The following is a 17,248-nucleotide window of genomic DNA, read 5'->3' as shown; positions in this document are numbered from 1 at the left end:
CAGAATGGACCGTCCAGAGCCGGAAATGCGCAACGATACGCACCCGTGGGAGAACTCTCGGGACGTCGAGATGCAGAGATGCAAGTCGGCTTTTCAGAGCCTGTGCGCCCTTGGCGACCGACAATTGGCGCCACGGCATCTTCAAGTTTCGTTTCAAACAAACGTCATCTGCGCCGGCATGTCGACAGCGCGCGACCGGCGCTCCGCCATGCAACAACAATTCGAGCACTGGAGGGACCTCGAAGAAAGTGACAGCTTCGAGAGCGACCGAAGGCTTTAGCCAGCACCAAGGTGAGGGACCAAACACCGCTTCACGAGCTTGAGAATACACACAAGAGCGCACAGGCACGGCAATGCCAAATCATCTTGCCGAAATTTACGCAAACAACGCAGATCCCGCGGTCCTGGGCGGGATAGCAGCACTTGCATCGGTGGGCGTCTGTCTTTTGCTCCGGCGTATCCTTATCGCTGTGCAACGGCGTCGCATGAAACCAGATGCCGACCTGAGCGAATGCATATCTGATCTCCCCGAGGAGTCTTCTTGGGATTGGGAAAGCCCGGCCGACCTTGCAACCGAGCCAGCTTCTTCTTCTCAGGTTGCCGTGGCCTCAGACATGGCAGACCTGGATGTTCGGCCTCAGAATGCCAATTACCTTCGGTTCGGGGTGCGAATCGAGTATTTCGACGTAATCTCCAAACCTTGCGAGAGCTCGCCGGTGGCCCAGACCGACGCTGTCGCTTCCGCGAGGAACATACCGCAATCCGGCCGGCTTGCGACATCGATCAGAGAAATCGCTGACTATGCTTATAGGCAGGTGGCGGCTAATCTTGCCGCTCTAAGCATTCCAGTGTTGAGGGCTCTGAGCCGTGTGCCGAGACAACTCGCGCTCGCGGAACCTGGGAAGCGAATTTACGGGTCAGCATGGAACCAACTGGGTCATAAGGCTCCTCCGCGCAAAGTTGCTCGGTTGGCCAATCCGGCGCGTCGCGGTTTGAAGGCCACAGCTCAAAGCGGAGGATTCAGCCTGGATCCCGACCCGACCATCGCGACGGCCTCACCTCCTCGCGTTGGCAGGCCGATCGGCCTTGTGTCCCGCTTGGGCGTCGCCGCAATCTGTCTGGCCGTGCCGCTTGGCTATGCGATGACGAGACAAAACTGGGTCGAAATCGCCCCCGCCATTTCGCAGGCTCAAGGCTACGCCCATAGGGACCTTTCGCGACTCGTCGAGCTTCAGGCGAGTGCTGCATTAGACAGACCAGCCCACGGAGGCAGGCGCACGAGTGTCGAATTGCTCAGCCCGGATCTCACGGCTTCCCGGGTGCAATTGGGGACAGCCGGTGCTCAGGCAGTTGGTGCGAGGGAACTGGCCGGCCTGGCGCACCGGACGGCGGAAGGCGAGCGCGCCAGGAGCGCCGCTCTGCAGAGAGCGCTCCTCGAGTCGCACAAGCAGATCGATGCGCTGAGGGCAAGCATGGCAGCCGCCGACAAAGCACGCGAGGAGCGATTGCGCAAGGAGCTCGAGGCAGCCCGCACGCTTGACGCATTGCGGCGCATTGCGGGAGATGCCCGCGCGCTGCTGCGCGAAGCCACCAACTATGTCTTTACGGAGATGCCCGATGCTCATCTGCAGCGTCAGCGAGCCGACCGGCTGACGGGCGATCTAGCGCGAGCGCGGGCACAAATTGAGCAGCTTGAGGCCGAGGCCGCTAAGGACCGTGCCAAGGCCAAGGCTTCGCTGGCGCAAGCGAGCGGAATGCTCGACGACGAGCGCCAGAAGTCAGAGGACCTTCGTCGCGATCTCGCGGAAATGAAACTGGCCAGTGCCGCGCTCGTGGAGCGCGCGGACGCGGCTGAGCAGGAACGGACCGGTGCAGTCACAGCGAGAGAGCGTGCCGAGCAGACTGCAACCGAGACAGCTCAGGCTCTGGCACGGGAACGCGCTGCAGCAGTCTCGACCCATGAGGAGCTCGATAAAGCTCGCCTCGAGCGCGACGCCGCCCGAGCGCTTTTGGTACAGGTCTCCAGGCTGAGGGAAGCTCTGGACAAGCAACGTAAAGCCACTGTTTCTCTTGCCCGCGACCTGGCCGCCGCGCGGGCGGACAATGACAGGCTCAGGGCTGAGCGTCGCAGCGCGCAGATTGAAACCCCGCAGAAGCCGCGCTCTGGCCGCGCCGCAGCCGCTACCGGCCGGATGAAGGCTGTCAGCCAGAAGACTGCGCGCAGCAAGGCTCGCAACCCGTCGCGGGTTGCCCGGGTGCGCTCCATCCCGCTTCCCTATTCCCTCAGGCCAAGATACGCGACGTTGGAGTGAACGACTGCGCAGGCCCTCCTGTTGAACGCCCAGGCTTTGAGATGATTGCCACGCACCCTCTCGCGATACACTGCTGAGGCAAGGAGAGATCACGGCGCCGCGGTCGCTTCGGGCAAAACAAGGCGTTAATGCATGTCGCGCAAAAGTGTGCAGCGGTTTTGCGATAACGACATGCATAAAAAAGAGCCTAAAGCGCGTCGCATGAATCCGTTCAAACGCGACGCGCTTTAGGCCGGGATGAACACCTATTCTTCATCCTGCTCTCGTCGGCGAGGAGTTGCGCAATGCGCTATGTCAGCCCGATCACGCTGCCTTTCGCGTTCAATTCGCATTTGATCGGCGCCTGCCGCGTCTCCACATTGCCTTGCCGTCCATAGTCGATGCTGACCTTAATGGGAGCCGAGATCATATCTGGGCTCAACTGACGTATGAAGCCTGCGCTGCTGACGCGCACACTGGTCGCCCCAAACGGGGCGGCGGCCACCTCGATTGCATCGCGGCAGGCGCGAACGACTTCATCCGGGACGCCCGGCAGCGCTTTGATTGGACTGACAGTTGATGGACTGTTCCCAGGAGGCTGGAGCGCGGGCGGGAGGCCCAGCGACTGTCCGGCCTCTACGGACGGGACGACACTGACGGCAGCGGCGGCCGTAGTGCTGGTCCCGTCGTCGCCAGCTCCTTTGTGCGCGCTGCCTTTGCCGCGATGGCTGCCAGCGCCATGGCCTCCGCCTTTATCGCTGCCAGCGCCATGGCCTCCGCCCTTATCGCTGCCAGCGCCATGGCCTCCGCCGCCCTGGGCGCCGGCTGCAGTTCCTGCGCAAGCTACCGCGATCGAGCACGCGAATGCGAAATATACCCAGCTGGATCCAGGGGATTGACGCACGGCCACCTCCATAAGTGCGTCGGTCCAACCGTCTTTCCGCGGCATGCAGTCAGAACGGCGCAACCGCCGCTGCCCCCAGGCAAACTTACGATCAACGCGCCCACGGAGGTAAGTAGAGGATGCCTCCGGTGTATCAAGGGCGCGGTATGTGGCAGTGGCCGGCATCAGCAGCGAGTTCGGCAACAACGCATACTCCGCATAGCTGCCGTCGAACTTCCGGCCAGCGGGGCACCGGCGGCCGCTACGCTATTTCGGCCCTGGTCCGCGGACGCTCGGGCGATCAGCAAGGATCGCGACCTCTCACCTTCTGAGATACAGCCATAGCGCTGTCGGCGCCAGGATCGCGGTCAGCGCCACCGGCGCGATCAGCGCGAGGACGATCTGACTGAGCGTCGCCCCGCCACCCATCAGCCCGCGCAGCGCCGTCGTCATCAGCGACACTGGATTGACGTCGACGAAGGCCTGTAGCCAGTCCGGCATGGTGCCGGGGTCGACCATGATGTTGGAGGCAAAGACCAGGGGGAACAGGAAGGTAAAGCCGAGCGTCATCACCGTGGTTGGCGTGCGGATCAGCAACCCGAGCACGATGAATACCCAGCCCATGCCGAACCCGATGGCGATCAGCATGGCGAAGGCGGCAAGCACGCCGAGGATCCCCGCCTCAGGCCGGTAGCCCAGGATCAGCCCGATCGTGAGGATGATCGAGGCGGCAATCAAATGGCGCAGGATATCACCCACCATCGGGCCGGCGAACGGAGAGCGACCAGATCGGCAGCGATCGGAAGCGGTCGAACAAGCCCTTGCCGAGGTCGGTCGACAATCCCATGCCCGAATAGACTGCGTTGAACACCACGGTCTGAACCAGGTTGCCGGGCAGGAAGAACTACAGGTATTCGCCAGGCGAACCGGCGAGCGCGCCGCCGAAGACGAAGGTGAAGAGCAGCGTGAACATGATCGGAGTCATCACCAGGTCGAAGAGCTGCTCCGGCACATGCTTGAATTTCAGCACCGCGCGCCACCCGAAGACGAGCGCGTTGGAAAGGGCTGATGGGGTCCCGGGCCGGGCGACCCTTTGCAGCCGCTGCAGCGATGTCGTGTCGATCATGGCTTGTCGTCCTTTCGGCTTTCACCCAGGCCCGGCTGGCCCGTCAGCGAGAAGAAGACCTCTTCGAGGCTGGGCTGGCCCATGGAGAAATCCGACAGCTCGATGCCGCCGGCGACCAGATCGGCCAACGCCTCGTTGGCGGCCTTCGCCGTACCGGCAAGGACGGAGAGCTCGGCACCCTCGGTGCTGCGTTGGACGGGATGTTCCAGCCGTCGTTTCAGAATGGTCGCTGCTTCGTCCAGCCGCTCAACGTCGGCGAGCGCCACATGGAGAAAGCCGGAGCCGGTGGCCGCCTTCAATTCGCGGCTGGTGCCCTCGGCGATTTTTCTGCCGTGGTCGATGACGGCGATGCGCGCCGCGAGTTGATCGGCCTCCTCGAGATATTGCGTGGTGAACAGGATGGTGACGCCGGCCTCGGCCAGGCCGCGAATCATGGCCCAGACATCCTTGCGGGCGTTCGGATCGAGGCCTGTGGTCGGCTCGTCGAGGAACAGCACGCCCGGAGTAACGATCAGCGAGGCGGCTATGTCGAGTCTCCTTCGCATGCCCCCCGAATAGTCCTTCACCTGCTTCGTCGCCGCTTCGGACAAGCCGAAAGCCGCGAGCAGGTCATCCGCGCGGGCTTTCGCGGCGCGACCGCGAAAACCCCAGAGCCCGGGCAAGCAGGACGAGGTTCTCGCGGCCCGTCAGGTCCTCGTCGAGCGAAGCGAACTGCCCGGTCATCGCGATTGCCGCACGGACCTCATGCGGGGCCTGCACGAGATCGTGGCCCATCACTGTCGCGGAGCCGGCGTCAGGGCGCGACAGCGTCGCGAGCATCCGCATCAGCGTTGTCTTGCCGGCGCCGTTCGGACCCAGAATGGCGAAAATCATGCCGCGCGGCACATCGAGATCGACACCATCGACGGCGCGCAGCTTGCCGAACGTCTTGACCAGGCCACGGGCGGAAGTGGCCGACGAGGCAAGATCGGTGGAGGGCACGCGCATAGGAGACGTATCGTTCATGGCGATCAACCGGCAGTCGCATTAAGCGGCAAGGGTCGAACTGGCGCGCGATGGCTGCGTTGTCAACTCCTGGAGCGGGATGCGTTCAAATTGAACTGCGCATCCCGCTTTAACGAACCGTTCCAGGCCACGGTCATTGTAGCGGGTGAGAGATCTTGCAGCCCGTCTTGTGTGCGGTTGCGGCCGCCCCAATCAGATGCGCCGACCGGTTTTCGCGTCGAACAGGTGGGCGCAGATGCGATCGACCTCGATCCGTACCTGTGCGCCCTGCCTGAGCGGAAGCCGCTCGCGGAAAAGGCAGGAGATTTCCTCGCCGGCGCAGTCGACCTTGGCGAAGATTTCCGAACCCGTGGCCTCCAGAAGCGTGACAGTGCCGGGCATGCCCTCGGCGGTTGCGCGGATATGTTCGGGGCGGATGCCGTAGACAAGTTCGCGTCCTGCGGCGTCAGCCGGGCGGGCACCCGCCGGCAGCGGCAGGATCAGCCCGCCGGCGCTGCGGAACACGCCTTCCTCAATGCGGCCGGCAATGAAGTTCATGGCGGGCGAGCCGATGAAGCCGGCAACGAAGAGATTGGCCGGATGGTCGTAGAGGTCGAGCGGCGCGCCGATCTGCTCGACCAGGCCGTCATGCAGCACGACGATCTTGTCGGCCATGGTCATCGCTTCGATCTGGTCATGTGTGACGTAGATGGTGGTGGTGCCCAGCCGCTGGTGCAGCGCCTTGATCTCGCCGCGCATCTGAACGCGCAGCTTGGCGTCGAGATTGGAGAGCGGCTCGTCGAACAGGAAGACCTGCGGGTCGCGCACGATGGCGCGGCCCATGGCGACGCGCTGGCGCTGTCCGCCGGAGAGCTGACGCGGATAGCGCTCAAGCAGCTTTTCCAGGCCGAGGATGCCGGCGGCATTCCTGACGCGGCCCGCGGTATCGGCTGGATCGGCTTTCTTGATCTTCAGTGCAAAGCCCATATTGTCGGCCACCGTCATATGCGGATAGAGCGCATAGTTCTGGAACACCATGGCGATGTTCCGGTCCCGCGCCCGCAGATTGTTGACCGTGCGCTCGCCGATGGCGATCTTCCCGCCCGAGATCGTTTCGAGTCCCGCGATCATGCGCAGCAGCGTCGATTTTCCGCATCCCGACGGGCCGACCAGGATGACGAACTCACCGTCGGCAATATCGACACTGACGTCGTGAATGATCTTGGTGGCTCCGAAAGCCTTCTGCACGTTGTTGATTGTTACCGATGCCATTGGATTTCTCCGGGAGAAAAGAGTGATGTCCATCTGGAAGGCGGCTTCAGCCGCCCTTGACCGCGCCTGCGGTCAGCCCGGCGACGATCTGCTTTTGCGCGAACATGGTCAGGACCAGCACCGGCAGCGTCACCACAAGTGCCGCGGCGGCGAGCGGCCCCCAGCTTACCTGCTCATAAGAGAGCATGTTGTAGACGGCGACCGGCAGCGTGCGCGTCTCGCGGCTGGCGAGCACCACGCCGAAGACGAAATTGTTCCACGAAAAGATGACGGACAGGATGAAGGCGACAACGATGCCCGGCTTGGCGATGGGCAGAGCGACCAGCCGAAACACCTGCCAGGAGCTGGCGCCGTCGATGTTGGCCGCCTCTTCCAGCTCCATCGGCGTGGTCTCGAAATAGCCGATCATCACCCAGACCACAATCGGCACCGTCACCACCAGATGGATGATGATCTGCGGCCAGAGCGTGCCGAGAATGCCGATCCATTGGAACAGCAGAAACAGCGGGATGAGATAGGACAGCCCGGGCGTCATACGGGCGATCATGATGACTACCGCCGATCTTTCCGCCTTGAGCCGCGCTATGCCGTAGCCGGCCGGTACGCCGATCAGCAGCGCCAGCAGCGTTGCCGTGCCGGTCACTAGAACCGAGTTCCAGAGATAGAGCAGGAAATTGTTCTCCTCGAACACCTTTACATAGTTCGACCAGGCGAAACGTTCGGGGATCAGGATCGGCGGATAGGCGCCGTTGTCGATCTCGAATTTCAGCGAAAGCGATATCATCCAGAGGAAGAACAGGATCGCCGGCGAGACGATGACCAGGGCCGCGAAAAACAGGCCGATCTGGTTGAGCAGACGTGAGCTCATTTATTTGCCCTCCGCGTCGATCCACTGCGAGCGCTGGCGCAGCATCAGCAGGATGAAGGACAGCGCCACGATGACGATGAAGAACACCACGGCTATCGCCGAGCCATAGCCGATGTCGTAGTAGGAGAAGGCGGTGTTGTAGAGGTATATGTTGATGGTTTCCGATGCCGTGCCCGGCCCGCCCTGGGTCATCGCATATATGATGTCGAAGCTCTTCAGCGCATCGATGGTGCGGATGATCAACGCGATCATCAGGAACGGCGCGATCATCGGCAGAGTGAGGTAGCGGAATTGCTGCCAGGCATTGGCGCCGTCGATCTCGGCGCTCTCGAACGGCTCGCGTGGTACCGAGGCCAGCCCGCCCAGCACGATCAGCATCACCAGCGGTGTCCACTGCCAGGTCTCGACCGCAACCAGCGAAGGGATGACCGTCTTGGCGTTGAATATCCATTCCTGCGCCGGGATGCCGATCAGCGACAGAAGGTAGTTGAGCACGCCGAGCTGGGGATGGAACATCATGGTCCAGACCAGCGCCACGGCCACGGGCGTCGCCATCATCGGCATCACGAAGACGCCGCGCAGCAGGCCGCGCAGCGGAAACCTGGCGTCGAAGATCAGGGCGGCGACAGTGCCGAAGAACATCGGCGCTGCAACCGAGAGGGAGGTGTAGGTCAACGTATGAACAAGGGATTCCCAAAACCGCGGGTCGCTGGCCAGACGGAGATAGTTCTCCATTCCGGCGAAGCTCCGCGACTGGCCGAGCGTCCAGCGGTTCACGCTCATCCAGAGCGTGAAAGCCCAGGGAAAGACGATCACGGCGCCAACGACGACGAGCGCCGGAACGACGAAGGGCCAGTAGTTGGGAGCCAGCCGGATCGTCTGGCTCTCCCCTATGGCCTGCATCGTCGCCCCGGTGCGTTCTGGGGCGATGGCGGACATCAGCCTTGCTCGCTCCTGTCGAGAACCGGCTGGAATTGCGCGGTGGCCTTCTTCAGCTCTTCGGCAGGATCGGCACCGGCAATCATGTTGGTCAGCGCCACACCATAGACGTCGCGGAACTCGGTGACGGGAATGATCACCGGCAACGCCAGCCTGCTGATATCGCCGGACTGAACCACGGCATCGAGCCAGCTTGCCGGCATGGTGACGCCTTCGCGCACCTTGGGGTCTTCCAGCACCGACTTGCGGAAAGGCACGCCGGCGCCGGCCTGGAGCAGGCGCGCGCCCATGGCCGGGGACACCGCCCACTGACAAAACAGATAGGCGGCTTCCTTCTTTTCGCTGGAGGCCGTCACGCCGAGGCCGTCGCCAAACGTCCCGGAAGCATGCGCCTTGGGACCCTTGGGCATGACGCCATAGCCGACCTTGCCGACCACGCGCGACTTTTCGGGATTTTCCATCGGCGGGGCAAAACCCACGCCATCGAACCACATGCCGATCTTGCCTTGCAGGAAGGCGGACTGCGCTTCAGCCCAATTGAAGCCGGTGACGCCCGGAGGGGCGGACTTGGTCATCAGCCTCTGATAGAGGGCGGCGGCCTCGATCGCCTCGGGCGTTTCGGTGCGCAGCTTTCCCTGGTCGTCGAGCGGCGTCATGTCATAGCCGAGCATCAGCGATGTCCACACCGGGGTGTTGGCATTCTTGAGGCCGCGGGCGACAAAACCGAAAGTGTTGGTCGATGGGTCGGTCAGTGCCTCGGCGGCGGCCACCAACTGCTCGAACGTTTCGGGGTATTTGAGGCCCTTGGCCTCGAACAGCTCCTTGTTCCAGTAGACGATCCAGTAGTCCACCGAGAAAGGCAGCGAACGCAGCACGCCTTGGCTGTCCTTGGCGAAAAGCATGCCGGCCTCGGCGAAATCGCTTTCGACCAGCCCGGGATCGGTGAGCGTCGGGTCGGCGAGATAGCCTGATATGTCGGCCAGCCAGCCGCCCTTTTCGAACTGGCGCTTCTGCACGTGATAGCTCAGATGCACGACATCGAAGCTCGGCTTGCCGGAGCTGAGCTCGATCACCGTCTTCTGCCGCTGCTGCTGTTCCGGCGTCGCCTCGGCATTGACCTTGATGCCGGTCAGCTCCTCGAATTCGGCGAGATATTGGAGGATGGTGTCGCTGCGCGGGCTTTTCACCAGATTGACGTCGAGCGTCGCGTCGGCAAAGCGCTTCCAGTCGACGCCGGCGGAAAAGCTCGGGCGAAGGCCCGCCAGGCCCGCGGCGGCGAACGCCGTGGTTCCTGCAAGAACCTGCCTTCTTGTTGGCTTGAACGGATTGGACGACATTTCTTCCTCCCTTGGGTTGCTGTCGTTGTGGGTGGCGCCGCGGCAGCCGCGAACCATATGTCCTCAGATCTGGAGCGCCAACCGGCGCGCATTGTCGATATGCCGGCTGATCGCCTCGACCGCCTTTTGCGGATCGCGGCTCTCGAGCGCTTCGATCACTGCCAGGTGCTCGTGCATCACCGGCACGACGCGCCCGTCGATACGGAAACGCTCCTGGTGGATCAGGCGTATCTTTACCGAATTGACCAGATACGCCTTGGCGATGATCTCATTGCCCAGCGCATCTATGAAGGTGTCGTGCATCGACCAATCGATGTTCTGGGCCTTGGCTTCCATCTCCGGCGTCGGCGCCTGCGACAGCGCTTGAGCCAACATTTCCTCATGTTCGCGCCGCAAGCGGGCGAGTTCGGAGTCGGAGGCGTTGGCGGTGAACAGCGCCACCGCTTCGCGCTCCATGAACAGGCGGAACTGAAAGGCCTCGCGGATCAGGTTGATATCGATATGCGCGATCTGCATGCCGCGCTGCGGGATCGTCGTCAAAAGCCCCTCGGCCTCGAGACGCGGCACGATCTCGCGGATGGCGCCTAGCGGCAGCCCGGTAAAGGCAACCAGTTCACGCTGCGACACGAACTGTCCCGGCCGCAGATCGCGGGCCAGCAAATGCCGCGTGAAGCTGGCATAAGCTTTTTCCCGAAGGGTGGCCGGTTCGCTGCTGTCGTCCATTTCAGCGCGCTTCCCTTGCCGGTCAGGCCGGCTCTGTCACAAAAAGCCTGTCATAGGCGGCGGCAAGCTGTTGTCGCCCCTGCGCAGCGATCGGCTCCAGCGGCGGGCGGACCGCCAGCCAGCACTCGTCGCCGGTCTTGCGCGCCACCATGACCTTCACCGCCGGGGTGACCGGATATTTGAGCAATTCGAGCACGAAGCTCTCGACGCGGGCATCGTCGCGCCCGTCCTCGGCCATGGCGCGGATTTCGCTGGTGACGAAATTGGCCATGCCGGAGATGGCGCCCTGCCCGCCCTGGCGCACGCTTCTCGCCAAATGCCGCTCGTCGCCTATTAGGATCACCAGGTCGCCATGGGCTCTTAGCAGCGCCTCGCTATAGCTCCAGTCGCCACCCGAATCCTTGACACCGGCGACCACCGCGGGAAAGGCGGCGCGCAGCCGGCCAATCAGGGCAAGCGGGAGCGGCACCATGGTGACAGAAGGGATATTGTAAAGGAGGACGCCGCGAGCCAGCGGGCCGAGTGCCGCGAAGACAGCGGAAAACCATCCGAACAGCCCGTCCTCGCCGACATTTTTGAAGTAGCTCGGCGGAGCCAGCAGGATGTTGCGGATGCCGCACTGCAAGGCATGTCGCGCCTGTTCGGCGGCGTCTTCTGCCGCATCGACCAGCACGCCGGCGACGAGCTGATGTGCCGGAATGCCGGCGGCAAGCATGGCTTCGGTGACGATCCGCCGCTCTCCCGTGCCCACGGAGGCGCCTTCCCCGGTGGTGCCGAAGAGCGTTGCGCTGCTGCAACCGGCGCCAAGGCAAGCCTGGGCATGCGCAACCATCGGAGAGATGGCGATTTGTCCGGACGCATCAAAAGGCGTGGTGAGGGCGACCGAAAGACCAAAACGCGAAGCCAATGCCATGCTCTCCAACATCAATCTGCGCGCAGTACTAACACGCTAACATGTTAGTTGTAAATTACAGCGGATGCTTTTTTCGAAACGGACTTTGGCATCGGACATTTGCGAGGCGGGCGCGTGCCGTATCTCCGGCAGCGCGACCCCTACTGCCCCGTCGCGTCCGCGTAGATATCGAGAACACGGGTGATGCTGCCGATCAAAAGGTCATGCGCCAGGGGCTTGACCCGGCCTGCCGCAATTTCGGCATCGAACTGCCCCAGATGCTGGCTGATCAGGGGGCGAGGGAGGTCCTTGTCGCCCAGCACCTTCAGCAGGTTCCGTGTTGCGTGCTGCGCCTCCGGCGTCGGCCAGTAGTAGCGGATGCGGTCGCTGAAGGAGAAATGCCGCTGCACGCGCTGCTCGTCCGGCCTGCCTGGATAGTATTTCTGCCAATTATCCGGCGACGCCAGCATGATGCGCTCCATCGCGACAGGCAGGCTTTCGCGCGAAGGGTCCGGCGCGAGCACATCGGCGATGTGGCTAAGCCCGTACAATGCCTCGCGAAGTGCGAAGGTCAGCCAGGGGCCGACCTTGAGGATGGCAAAACCATCGCGAACGAGAGCATTGAGCGCCTCGGCCGTTTGGTAATCCGTCGAATGCGCTTCAAAAACGACCTCTGGCATGCGGTCGAGCACCGCCACCAGCCCCGTCGCCTTGTCCGGCGCATAGGAGACGACCTCGGTGTTGCCGAACTCCACGCCCGGCTGGACGACGACGCCCACCACACGGGCAAAAGCGGCTTCGATGCCGACCCGGGAAAACGCTCGGGCGTGAATCTCCACGGTGTGCTGTGCATCGTCGGGCGCCGTCACATGCAAATGGTCCAATGCCTCCAGCGCGCCGCCCGGCACCGGCACCTCGGTGCCTATGACGTAGACCGGTTTCTCGCCGCCGGCCCGCTCGACGGCCGCCTCGGCGATTGCCGCAAGTTCGGCCGCGCGCGCGGCGATCGTTTCGTTGGCAAGCACTGGAGGATCGTCGGCGCAGGCCATGCTTGTATCCAGATGCATCTTGGTGAAGCCGGCGCTCGCATAGGCATCGATCATCGCCGCAGCGTTCTTCATGGCGGCGGCAGCCGCCATATGCTTCCACGGATTGGGCCCGAGATGATCGCCGCCGAGGATCAGGCGATCGACGGGGAAGCCGACTTTCTGCGCACGCGCCTCGACGAAGCCGCGGAAGTCGGCGGGCGTCATCCCGGTATAGCCGCCCTCGTGGTTCACCTGATTGCAGGTGGCCTCGATCAGCACATCCGCGTTCCGCGCCACGCCGTGGCGCAGGGCGGCTTCAATCACCAGCGGATGCGCCGAGCAGACCGAGGTGATGCCGCTTCTCTCGCCTGCGGCGCGCCTGGCCGCAATGTTCGCAAGCCTCCGCGTCGCGGCACTCATTGAGCGTTCTTTCCTGTGGCGATGAAGGCCTCGACCGCGGCAAGCGGGAAAATGCCTTCCATCGGCCCCTTGCGGGTGACGGCGAGCGCACCGCAGGCATTGGCGATCCGCAGCGCCTCTGCGGGAGCCGCCCCGCGCAGCCAGAACGAGACGAAAGCAGCACCGAAACAATCACCCGCGCCAGTCGGATCGACCTCGTCGACGGCAAAGGCCGACGAGGCGACCGCGCCGTGGCGGTCATGATAGGCGGCGCCTGCGGCGCCCTTCTTCAGGACGATGCAGGACAGGCCACGGGCCAGCAATTCCTCGACCGCGCCCTTCTCGTCCTTCGCGGATGAGAACAGGAAGAGTTCTTCGCCACTCGGCAGGAAGATGTCGGCTTGCGACAGCACGCGATCGAGCGCCGCGCGCATGCCGGGCGCCTGCATGATCTCCCGGCGGATGTTCGGATCGAAGGAAACGGTTCCGCCTTTGGCCTTGACAGCCTCGATCGCCGACAGCGCCACCGCGATGGCGCGGTCGGAAAACAGCGACGAGCCCATGACATGGACGTGATCGCCACCGGCCAGCAGCTTTGTCGCCGCCGCGTCGGTCTCGATCAAGCCGGAGGCGCTGTTGCGAATATTGAAGACGAAGTGCCGGCTGGCGTCGGCCCGGTAGGTGACGAAGGCCGTGCCCGTCGCATGGCCCTCGTGAACCGCGATCGCCGACACGTCGGCGCCCAGCGCTCGCAGCCGCTCGATGTTCAGCCTGCCGAAATCGTCGTCGCCGACGGCGCCGATGAGGCCGGCCGGCTGGCCGAGCGCCGCCGCCTGGCCGATGAAGATGGCGGGCGCTCCTGACGGGTAGGGCCCAAGCAGCGGACCAGGCTCAAGAAAACTCTGGCCGATCCGTTCGGCCATGATCTCGACCAGGATCTCGCCGGCGCTGACCAGCTTCTTCATCTCGCGCAATCCCTCCCGGCGTTGCGCCCCGGCCTCGCTTCAGATGAACCGCGCGAGCATCTTCCGGGGGATACGAATTTCGAATTTCGCCCACTGGAAGTGAATACGGTTTGCGCTTTTTCGCGTCAATTAATAAATTTACGCGTGGAAACCGTCGAAATTATCTGTAAAATTTCGCCTTGCAGCTGCACGCTCGCGCACCGTATGTAGGGACTTGGCAGCGCTAAGGAACAGCGCGAGGGATTCAATGCCGATGACGCACAAGACGATGGAGGATTTCGCCCGCTCTTGCGGCGTCTCCAGGCCGACAATGTCGAAATATTTCGACGATCCGACCAGCGTCAAGCCGGCGACACGCCAGCGGATCGAGGTGGCGCTGCTCTCGTCCGACTACCAGCCCAATCTCTTTGCGCGCAACCTGAACCGCAAGCGGACCCGCAGCATCGGCATCGTGGTGCCGACGGTCGCTGATCCCTTCTATTCCGAGATGGTCAGCCGCATCGAACTCAGGCTGCGCGACGAAGGCTACTGGCCGATCGTGATCTCCTCGCACGGCTCGCGCGAGCTCGAAGTGGAAGCGACGCGAACCATTCTTTCGCTGAAAGTCTCCGGCGCTCTGATCGCGCCGCTCGGCCTGCGCTCCGACCACCGCACGCTGGAGAAGCTGACGCAGGCCATACCGGTCGTCTATTTCGACACCTATCTGGAGGGTGACACGCCGTTCGTCGGCAACAACAACAGCCAGAGCGTCTCGACCATCGTCGACTATCTCTGCCGCTCCGGCGATGCCCCGGTCTATTTCGACATCCCGCACGTCAACCACAATTCGCGCGAACGCCTGGACAGCTATGTCGGCGCCATGCAGCGGCTCGGGCATGAGCCGGTGGTCATCGGCAATACCGACGACTACACTTGGGATTTCGAACGGATCGGGTACGAGCAGATGGAAGCGATGCTCGCGCGTGGCGGCCTGCCGGGCAAGACCATCCTGTGTGCCAACGACCGTCTCGCCTTCGGCGTGATGGCTGCCGCCTACTCGCAAGGCCGCAAGGTCGGCCGCAAGGCTGATTGCGACCTGCGCGTCGCGGCCCATGACGATCATCCGCTGAGCCGCTACACTTGCCCTGCCCTCACCACCATGGCGCAGGACTTCGCTTCCATGGCGGGACGCAGCGTGGAGACGCTGCTGGCCTTGCTGGACGAGGACGACGCAGCGGTTGCCCCCAAGGTCAATCTCGACGCAACACTGGTCATGCGTCAGTCGGCCTGAGCGTTTCCAAAGGCAGGATCGAAGCCGCGCCATGCGGCAACCGCAGCAGCAACCGCCTGCCGCGCCGCCGGGGCATGGCGTCCCATCGAGACGAAGCCGTGGATCTGGCCGGGCCAGCGCCGCAGGACAACCGGCACGCCGTCATCGTCCAGACGCTTGGCATAAGCCTCGCCTTCATCGGCGAGGATGTCATGACCGGCAATAGCGACAAAGGCCGGCGCCACACCGGCAAGGCTCTCGGTCTTGAGCGGCGACACGCGCCAGTCGCCGATGTCCCTGGCATCGCGGATGTAGTGATCGCGGAACCATGCCATGGTCGCCGCGGTGAGACCATAACCGCCGGCAAAGCGGCTATAGCTGTCCGCCGCCTGTGAGGCGTCGGTGTTCGGATAGAACAGAAGCTGCGCGGTCGGCGGGTTCTTTTCGCGGCGCGCAAACAGACAAAGGACGGCAGCGAGATTGCCGCCGGCACTGTCGCCCGCAACGGCGATCCGCCTCGCGTCGATGCCGAGATCGCTCGCATCGTCGTGCATGAAGGAAAGCACAGCAACGCAATCCTCGACCGCCGCCGGAAACTTGTGCTCCGGCGCTAGCCGGTAGTCGGGACAGATGACCACACAGTCCGCCATGTTGGCGAGCCATCGGCAGATCTCATCATGGGAGTCGAGATTGCCGATCACCCAGCCGCCACCATGCAGATAGAGCAGCGCCGGGGCATCGGCCCCGCCTGCGCCCTGTCCGCGATAGACTCTGAGCGTCAGCGGGCCGCCCGGCCCGGCGATGGTTCGCTCACTCAGCGAAGCGACCGGCTCGCGCTCGCCCTGGAGTGTAGGAAATCCCTCTTCATAGGCGCGGCGCGCCTCTTCGGGCGTGCCGGCCTCGAATGGCCGGACGGCGGCCTGCCGGCCGAGGTCGAGCACGTGCCGAGCCTCGGGATCGAGTAAAGGCACGGAGGGCGATGTCGTCATGGGCGGATCTCAGGCAAGCAGGCTTGCCGCCTCGTCTTCGCCAAGCAGCGGCGGTTGATCGACCGTTCCATTGACGGCGACCGATTCGCGGCTTTCGCCCGAAGCCAGGATCGCCTCCATGATCTCCAGCACATGCAGTGCAAGGTCGCCGGAGGCGCGCGGCTTCCTGCCCGTTGCCAGCGCCCGCGAAAGGTCGGCAACGCCGAGCATGCGGTAGTTGGCGCGATCCGGCGCGGCGAACGGCCAGTTGCGCGCGCCGTAGAGCTCGCTTTCGCTGTGGAAATCGGCCCAGTCGGCGCCTCGCTCCGATAGCGAGACCGTACCGCCGAACGTGTCGGGGTCGGGCAGGCGCAGCGAGCCCTCCGTCCCGTGCAGCTCGATCGGGTGGTTGGAGTGCTTGAAGACATCCCAGGAGGCGCCAAAGGTGACGGTGGCGCCCGAGCGGAACTCCAGCAGCGAGAGGATGTTGGTCGGTGTGCCGACCTTGAAGCTGGTGTTCTTGAAGGGGCCTTCGGCGGTGATCAGCCGCTCTTCCTGGCCGCGAGTCGCCATCGCCATCACGCGCTGGACCGGCCCGAGCAGATTGACGAGCATGGTCAGGTAGTAAGGCCCCATGTCGAAAACCGGGCCGCCGCCGGGCTGGTAGTAGAATTGCGGATTGGGATGCCAGTGCTCCATGCCGCGCCCCATCATGAAGGCGGTGCCGGTCACCGGCCGACCGATCGCGCCCTCATTCATCAGGCGGCGTGCGCGCCGCCCGGCGGCGCCGAGGAAAGTATCCGGAGCCGAACCAAGCAGCAGCCCGCGCTTCGCCGCCTCGTCGACAAGGCGGCGGCCATCGGCGGCCGAGGTTGCCAGCGGCTTTTCGGTGAAGACATGCTTGCCCGCCGAAAGTGCCGAAAACGAAATGTCGAAATGCGTCGCCGGGATGGTCAGGTTGAGCACGAGATCGATCTCCGGGTCGGCCAGCAGCGCATCGACGCTGGCAGCCCGGATGCCATATTCCTTGGCGCGCAGCGCAGCCATGTCGGCCGAAATATCGGCGCAGGCGCGAAGCTCCACCTCCCCGAACAGAGCCGCGTTGCGCAAATAGGTCATCGAGATGTTGCCGCACCCGACAACGCCGATACCGAGTTTAGCTCCTGATTTTCCGTGCATTTTCGAATTCACCTTCCAACACCGCAATGTCCTGACCGAACCACTGCACCGGCAATCGAGCACAGTCGGCAGCCGCTATACAATACTTTAAATCTTGACGCGCGTAAAATTTTTATGGAACATGCGGAAATGCTGGCGCAATATC

At 63.5% G+C, this 17,248-nt stretch carries 18 protein-coding genes; 2 read left to right on the top strand and 16 right to left on the bottom strand.

What is annotated here, in order from left to right:
- The first annotated feature begins 1,472 nt into the window (after positions 1–1,472).
- Positions 1,473–2,312: a coiled-coil domain-containing protein gene (locus IQ26_RS01260; RefSeq protein ID WP_145711632.1), complete on the top strand. Its 840-nt coding sequence runs from the start codon at positions 1,473–1,475 to the stop codon at positions 2,310–2,312.
- Between the two features lie 615 nt (positions 2,313–2,927).
- Here the strand turns inward: IQ26_RS01260 and IQ26_RS39050 are convergent.
- The 14 genes from IQ26_RS39050 to IQ26_RS01205 all read right to left on the bottom strand — a co-directional run bounded on the left by IQ26_RS39050 (position 2,928) and on the right by IQ26_RS01205 (position 13,707).
- Positions 2,928–3,092 carry a hypothetical protein gene (locus tag IQ26_RS39050; protein WP_156090915.1) on the bottom strand — a complete coding sequence of 55 codons (165 nt, stop codon included), beginning with the start codon at positions 3,090–3,092 and terminating at the stop codon, positions 2,928–2,930.
- A 403-nt stretch (positions 3,093–3,495) separates the two neighbouring features.
- Positions 3,496–3,936 (bottom strand): ABC transporter permease, encoded by a 441-nt coding sequence (locus IQ26_RS40235; RefSeq protein ID WP_240546948.1) that lies wholly within the window; start codon positions 3,934–3,936, stop codon positions 3,496–3,498.
- Complete coding sequence (locus IQ26_RS41000; protein WP_276316395.1) at positions 3,926–4,048, bottom strand: hypothetical protein; 123 nt, start codon at positions 4,046–4,048, stop codon at positions 3,926–3,928. The genes IQ26_RS40235 and IQ26_RS41000 overlap by 11 nt, the downstream gene beginning before the upstream one ends.
- Before the next feature lie 30 nt (positions 4,049–4,078).
- On the bottom strand, positions 4,079–4,300 hold the full coding sequence (locus IQ26_RS40230) for a hypothetical protein (protein ID WP_240546947.1): 222 nt from the start codon (positions 4,298–4,300) through the stop codon (positions 4,079–4,081).
- Entirely contained in the window at positions 4,297–4,890 is a 594-nt protein-coding gene (locus tag IQ26_RS40225; protein WP_276316394.1) for an ATP-binding cassette domain-containing protein, read from the bottom strand. Before IQ26_RS40225 ends, IQ26_RS40230 begins: the two co-directional genes overlap by 4 nt.
- A gap of 19 nt (positions 4,891–4,909) precedes the next feature.
- Positions 4,910–5,305: an ATP-binding cassette domain-containing protein gene (locus IQ26_RS40220; protein WP_276316393.1), complete on the bottom strand. Its 396-nt coding sequence runs from the start codon at positions 5,303–5,305 to the stop codon at positions 4,910–4,912.
- A 192-nt stretch (positions 5,306–5,497) separates the two neighbouring features.
- The gene (locus IQ26_RS01240; protein WP_145711525.1) at positions 5,498–6,556 is read right to left on the bottom strand and encodes an ABC transporter ATP-binding protein; all 1,059 of its coding nucleotides are present in this window, start codon (positions 6,554–6,556) and stop codon (positions 5,498–5,500) included.
- 46 nt (positions 6,557–6,602) lie between these two features.
- The gene (locus IQ26_RS01235) at positions 6,603–7,424 is read right to left on the bottom strand and encodes a carbohydrate ABC transporter permease (RefSeq protein WP_077373101.1); all 822 of its coding nucleotides are present in this window, start codon (positions 7,422–7,424) and stop codon (positions 6,603–6,605) included.
- Positions 7,425–8,327: a carbohydrate ABC transporter permease gene (locus tag IQ26_RS01230; protein ID WP_407660305.1), complete on the bottom strand. Its 903-nt coding sequence runs from the start codon at positions 8,325–8,327 to the stop codon at positions 7,425–7,427.
- A gap of 35 nt (positions 8,328–8,362) precedes the next feature.
- Positions 8,363–9,700 (bottom strand): ABC transporter substrate-binding protein, encoded by a 1,338-nt coding sequence (locus IQ26_RS01225; protein WP_145711521.1) that lies wholly within the window; start codon positions 9,698–9,700, stop codon positions 8,363–8,365.
- 63 nt (positions 9,701–9,763) lie between these two features.
- Entirely contained in the window at positions 9,764–10,423 is a 660-nt protein-coding gene (locus tag IQ26_RS01220; RefSeq protein ID WP_145711519.1) for a GntR family transcriptional regulator, read from the bottom strand.
- Between the two features lie 22 nt (positions 10,424–10,445).
- Complete coding sequence (locus tag IQ26_RS01215; protein WP_145711630.1) at positions 10,446–11,330, bottom strand: dihydrodipicolinate synthase family protein; 885 nt, start codon at positions 11,328–11,330, stop codon at positions 10,446–10,448.
- 146 nt (positions 11,331–11,476) lie between these two features.
- The gene (locus IQ26_RS01210; RefSeq protein ID WP_145711517.1) at positions 11,477–12,763 is read right to left on the bottom strand and encodes a D-tagatose-bisphosphate aldolase, class II, non-catalytic subunit; all 1,287 of its coding nucleotides are present in this window, start codon (positions 12,761–12,763) and stop codon (positions 11,477–11,479) included.
- Positions 12,760–13,707 (bottom strand): sugar kinase, encoded by a 948-nt coding sequence (locus IQ26_RS01205; protein ID WP_145711515.1) that lies wholly within the window; start codon positions 13,705–13,707, stop codon positions 12,760–12,762. Before IQ26_RS01205 ends, IQ26_RS01210 begins: the two co-directional genes overlap by 4 nt.
- Before the next feature lie 247 nt (positions 13,708–13,954).
- Between IQ26_RS01205 and IQ26_RS01200 the strand changes: the two genes are divergently transcribed.
- Entirely contained in the window at positions 13,955–14,977 is a 1,023-nt protein-coding gene (locus IQ26_RS01200) for a LacI family DNA-binding transcriptional regulator (protein ID WP_145711513.1), read from the top strand.
- Here the strand turns inward: IQ26_RS01200 and IQ26_RS01195 are convergent.
- Both IQ26_RS01195 and IQ26_RS01190 read right to left on the bottom strand, forming a co-directional pair.
- A complete protein-coding gene (locus IQ26_RS01195; protein ID WP_145711511.1) occupies positions 14,965–15,945 on the bottom strand; it encodes an alpha/beta hydrolase in 981 nt (326 codons plus the stop codon). The two genes, IQ26_RS01200 and IQ26_RS01195, sit on opposite strands and share 13 nt — an antisense overlap.
- Positions 15,946–15,954: 9 nt before the next feature.
- Complete coding sequence (locus IQ26_RS01190; protein ID WP_145711508.1) at positions 15,955–17,103, bottom strand: Gfo/Idh/MocA family protein; 1,149 nt, start codon at positions 17,101–17,103, stop codon at positions 15,955–15,957.
- Between the last annotated feature and the right edge of the window lie 145 nt (positions 17,104–17,248).

Source organism: Mesorhizobium tianshanense (genome assembly GCF_007830515.1).
Classification (GTDB): domain Bacteria; phylum Pseudomonadota; class Alphaproteobacteria; order Rhizobiales; family Rhizobiaceae; genus Mesorhizobium; species Mesorhizobium tianshanense.
The sequence above is the reverse complement of the archived record's forward strand: the minus strand, read 5'-3'. Positions and strand labels throughout refer to the sequence as shown.

Bases quoted from the DNA above. Each gene is read 5' to 3' on its own strand.
- IQ26_RS01260 (WP_145711632.1), top strand. From the start codon at position 1,473: ATGGCAGCCGCCGACAAAGCACGCGAGGAGCGATTGCGCAAGGAGCTC.
- IQ26_RS39050 (WP_156090915.1), bottom strand. From the start codon at position 3,092: ATGGCGCTGGCAGCGATAAGGGCGGAGGCCATGGCGCTGGCAGCGATA.
- IQ26_RS40235 (WP_240546948.1), bottom strand. From the start codon at position 3,936: ATGGTGGGTGATATCCTGCGCCATTTGATTGCCGCCTCGATCATCCTC.
- IQ26_RS40230 (WP_240546947.1), bottom strand. From the start codon at position 4,300: ATGATCGACACGACATCGCTGCAGCGGCTGCAAAGGGTCGCCCGGCCC.
- IQ26_RS40220 (WP_276316393.1), bottom strand. From the start codon at position 5,305: ATGAACGATACGTCTCCTATGCGCGTGCCCTCCACCGATCTTGCCTCG.
- IQ26_RS01240 (WP_145711525.1), bottom strand. From the start codon at position 6,556: ATGGCATCGGTAACAATCAACAACGTGCAGAAGGCTTTCGGAGCCACC.
- IQ26_RS01235 (WP_077373101.1), bottom strand. From the start codon at position 7,424: ATGAGCTCACGTCTGCTCAACCAGATCGGCCTGTTTTTCGCGGCCCTG.
- IQ26_RS01230 (WP_407660305.1), bottom strand. From the start codon at position 8,327: ATGCAGGCCATAGGGGAGAGCCAGACGATCCGGCTGGCTCCCAACTAC.
- IQ26_RS01225 (WP_145711521.1), bottom strand. From the start codon at position 9,700: ATGTCGTCCAATCCGTTCAAGCCAACAAGAAGGCAGGTTCTTGCAGGA.
- IQ26_RS01220 (WP_145711519.1), bottom strand. From the start codon at position 10,423: ATGGACGACAGCAGCGAACCGGCCACCCTTCGGGAAAAAGCTTATGCC.
- IQ26_RS01210 (WP_145711517.1), bottom strand. From the start codon at position 12,763: ATGAGTGCCGCGACGCGGAGGCTTGCGAACATTGCGGCCAGGCGCGCC.
- IQ26_RS01205 (WP_145711515.1), bottom strand. From the start codon at position 13,707: ATGAAGAAGCTGGTCAGCGCCGGCGAGATCCTGGTCGAGATCATGGCC.
- IQ26_RS01200 (WP_145711513.1), top strand. From the start codon at position 13,955: ATGCCGATGACGCACAAGACGATGGAGGATTTCGCCCGCTCTTGCGGC.
- IQ26_RS01195 (WP_145711511.1), bottom strand. From the start codon at position 15,945: ATGACGACATCGCCCTCCGTGCCTTTACTCGATCCCGAGGCTCGGCAC.
- IQ26_RS01190 (WP_145711508.1), bottom strand. From the start codon at position 17,103: ATGCACGGAAAATCAGGAGCTAAACTCGGTATCGGCGTTGTCGGGTGC.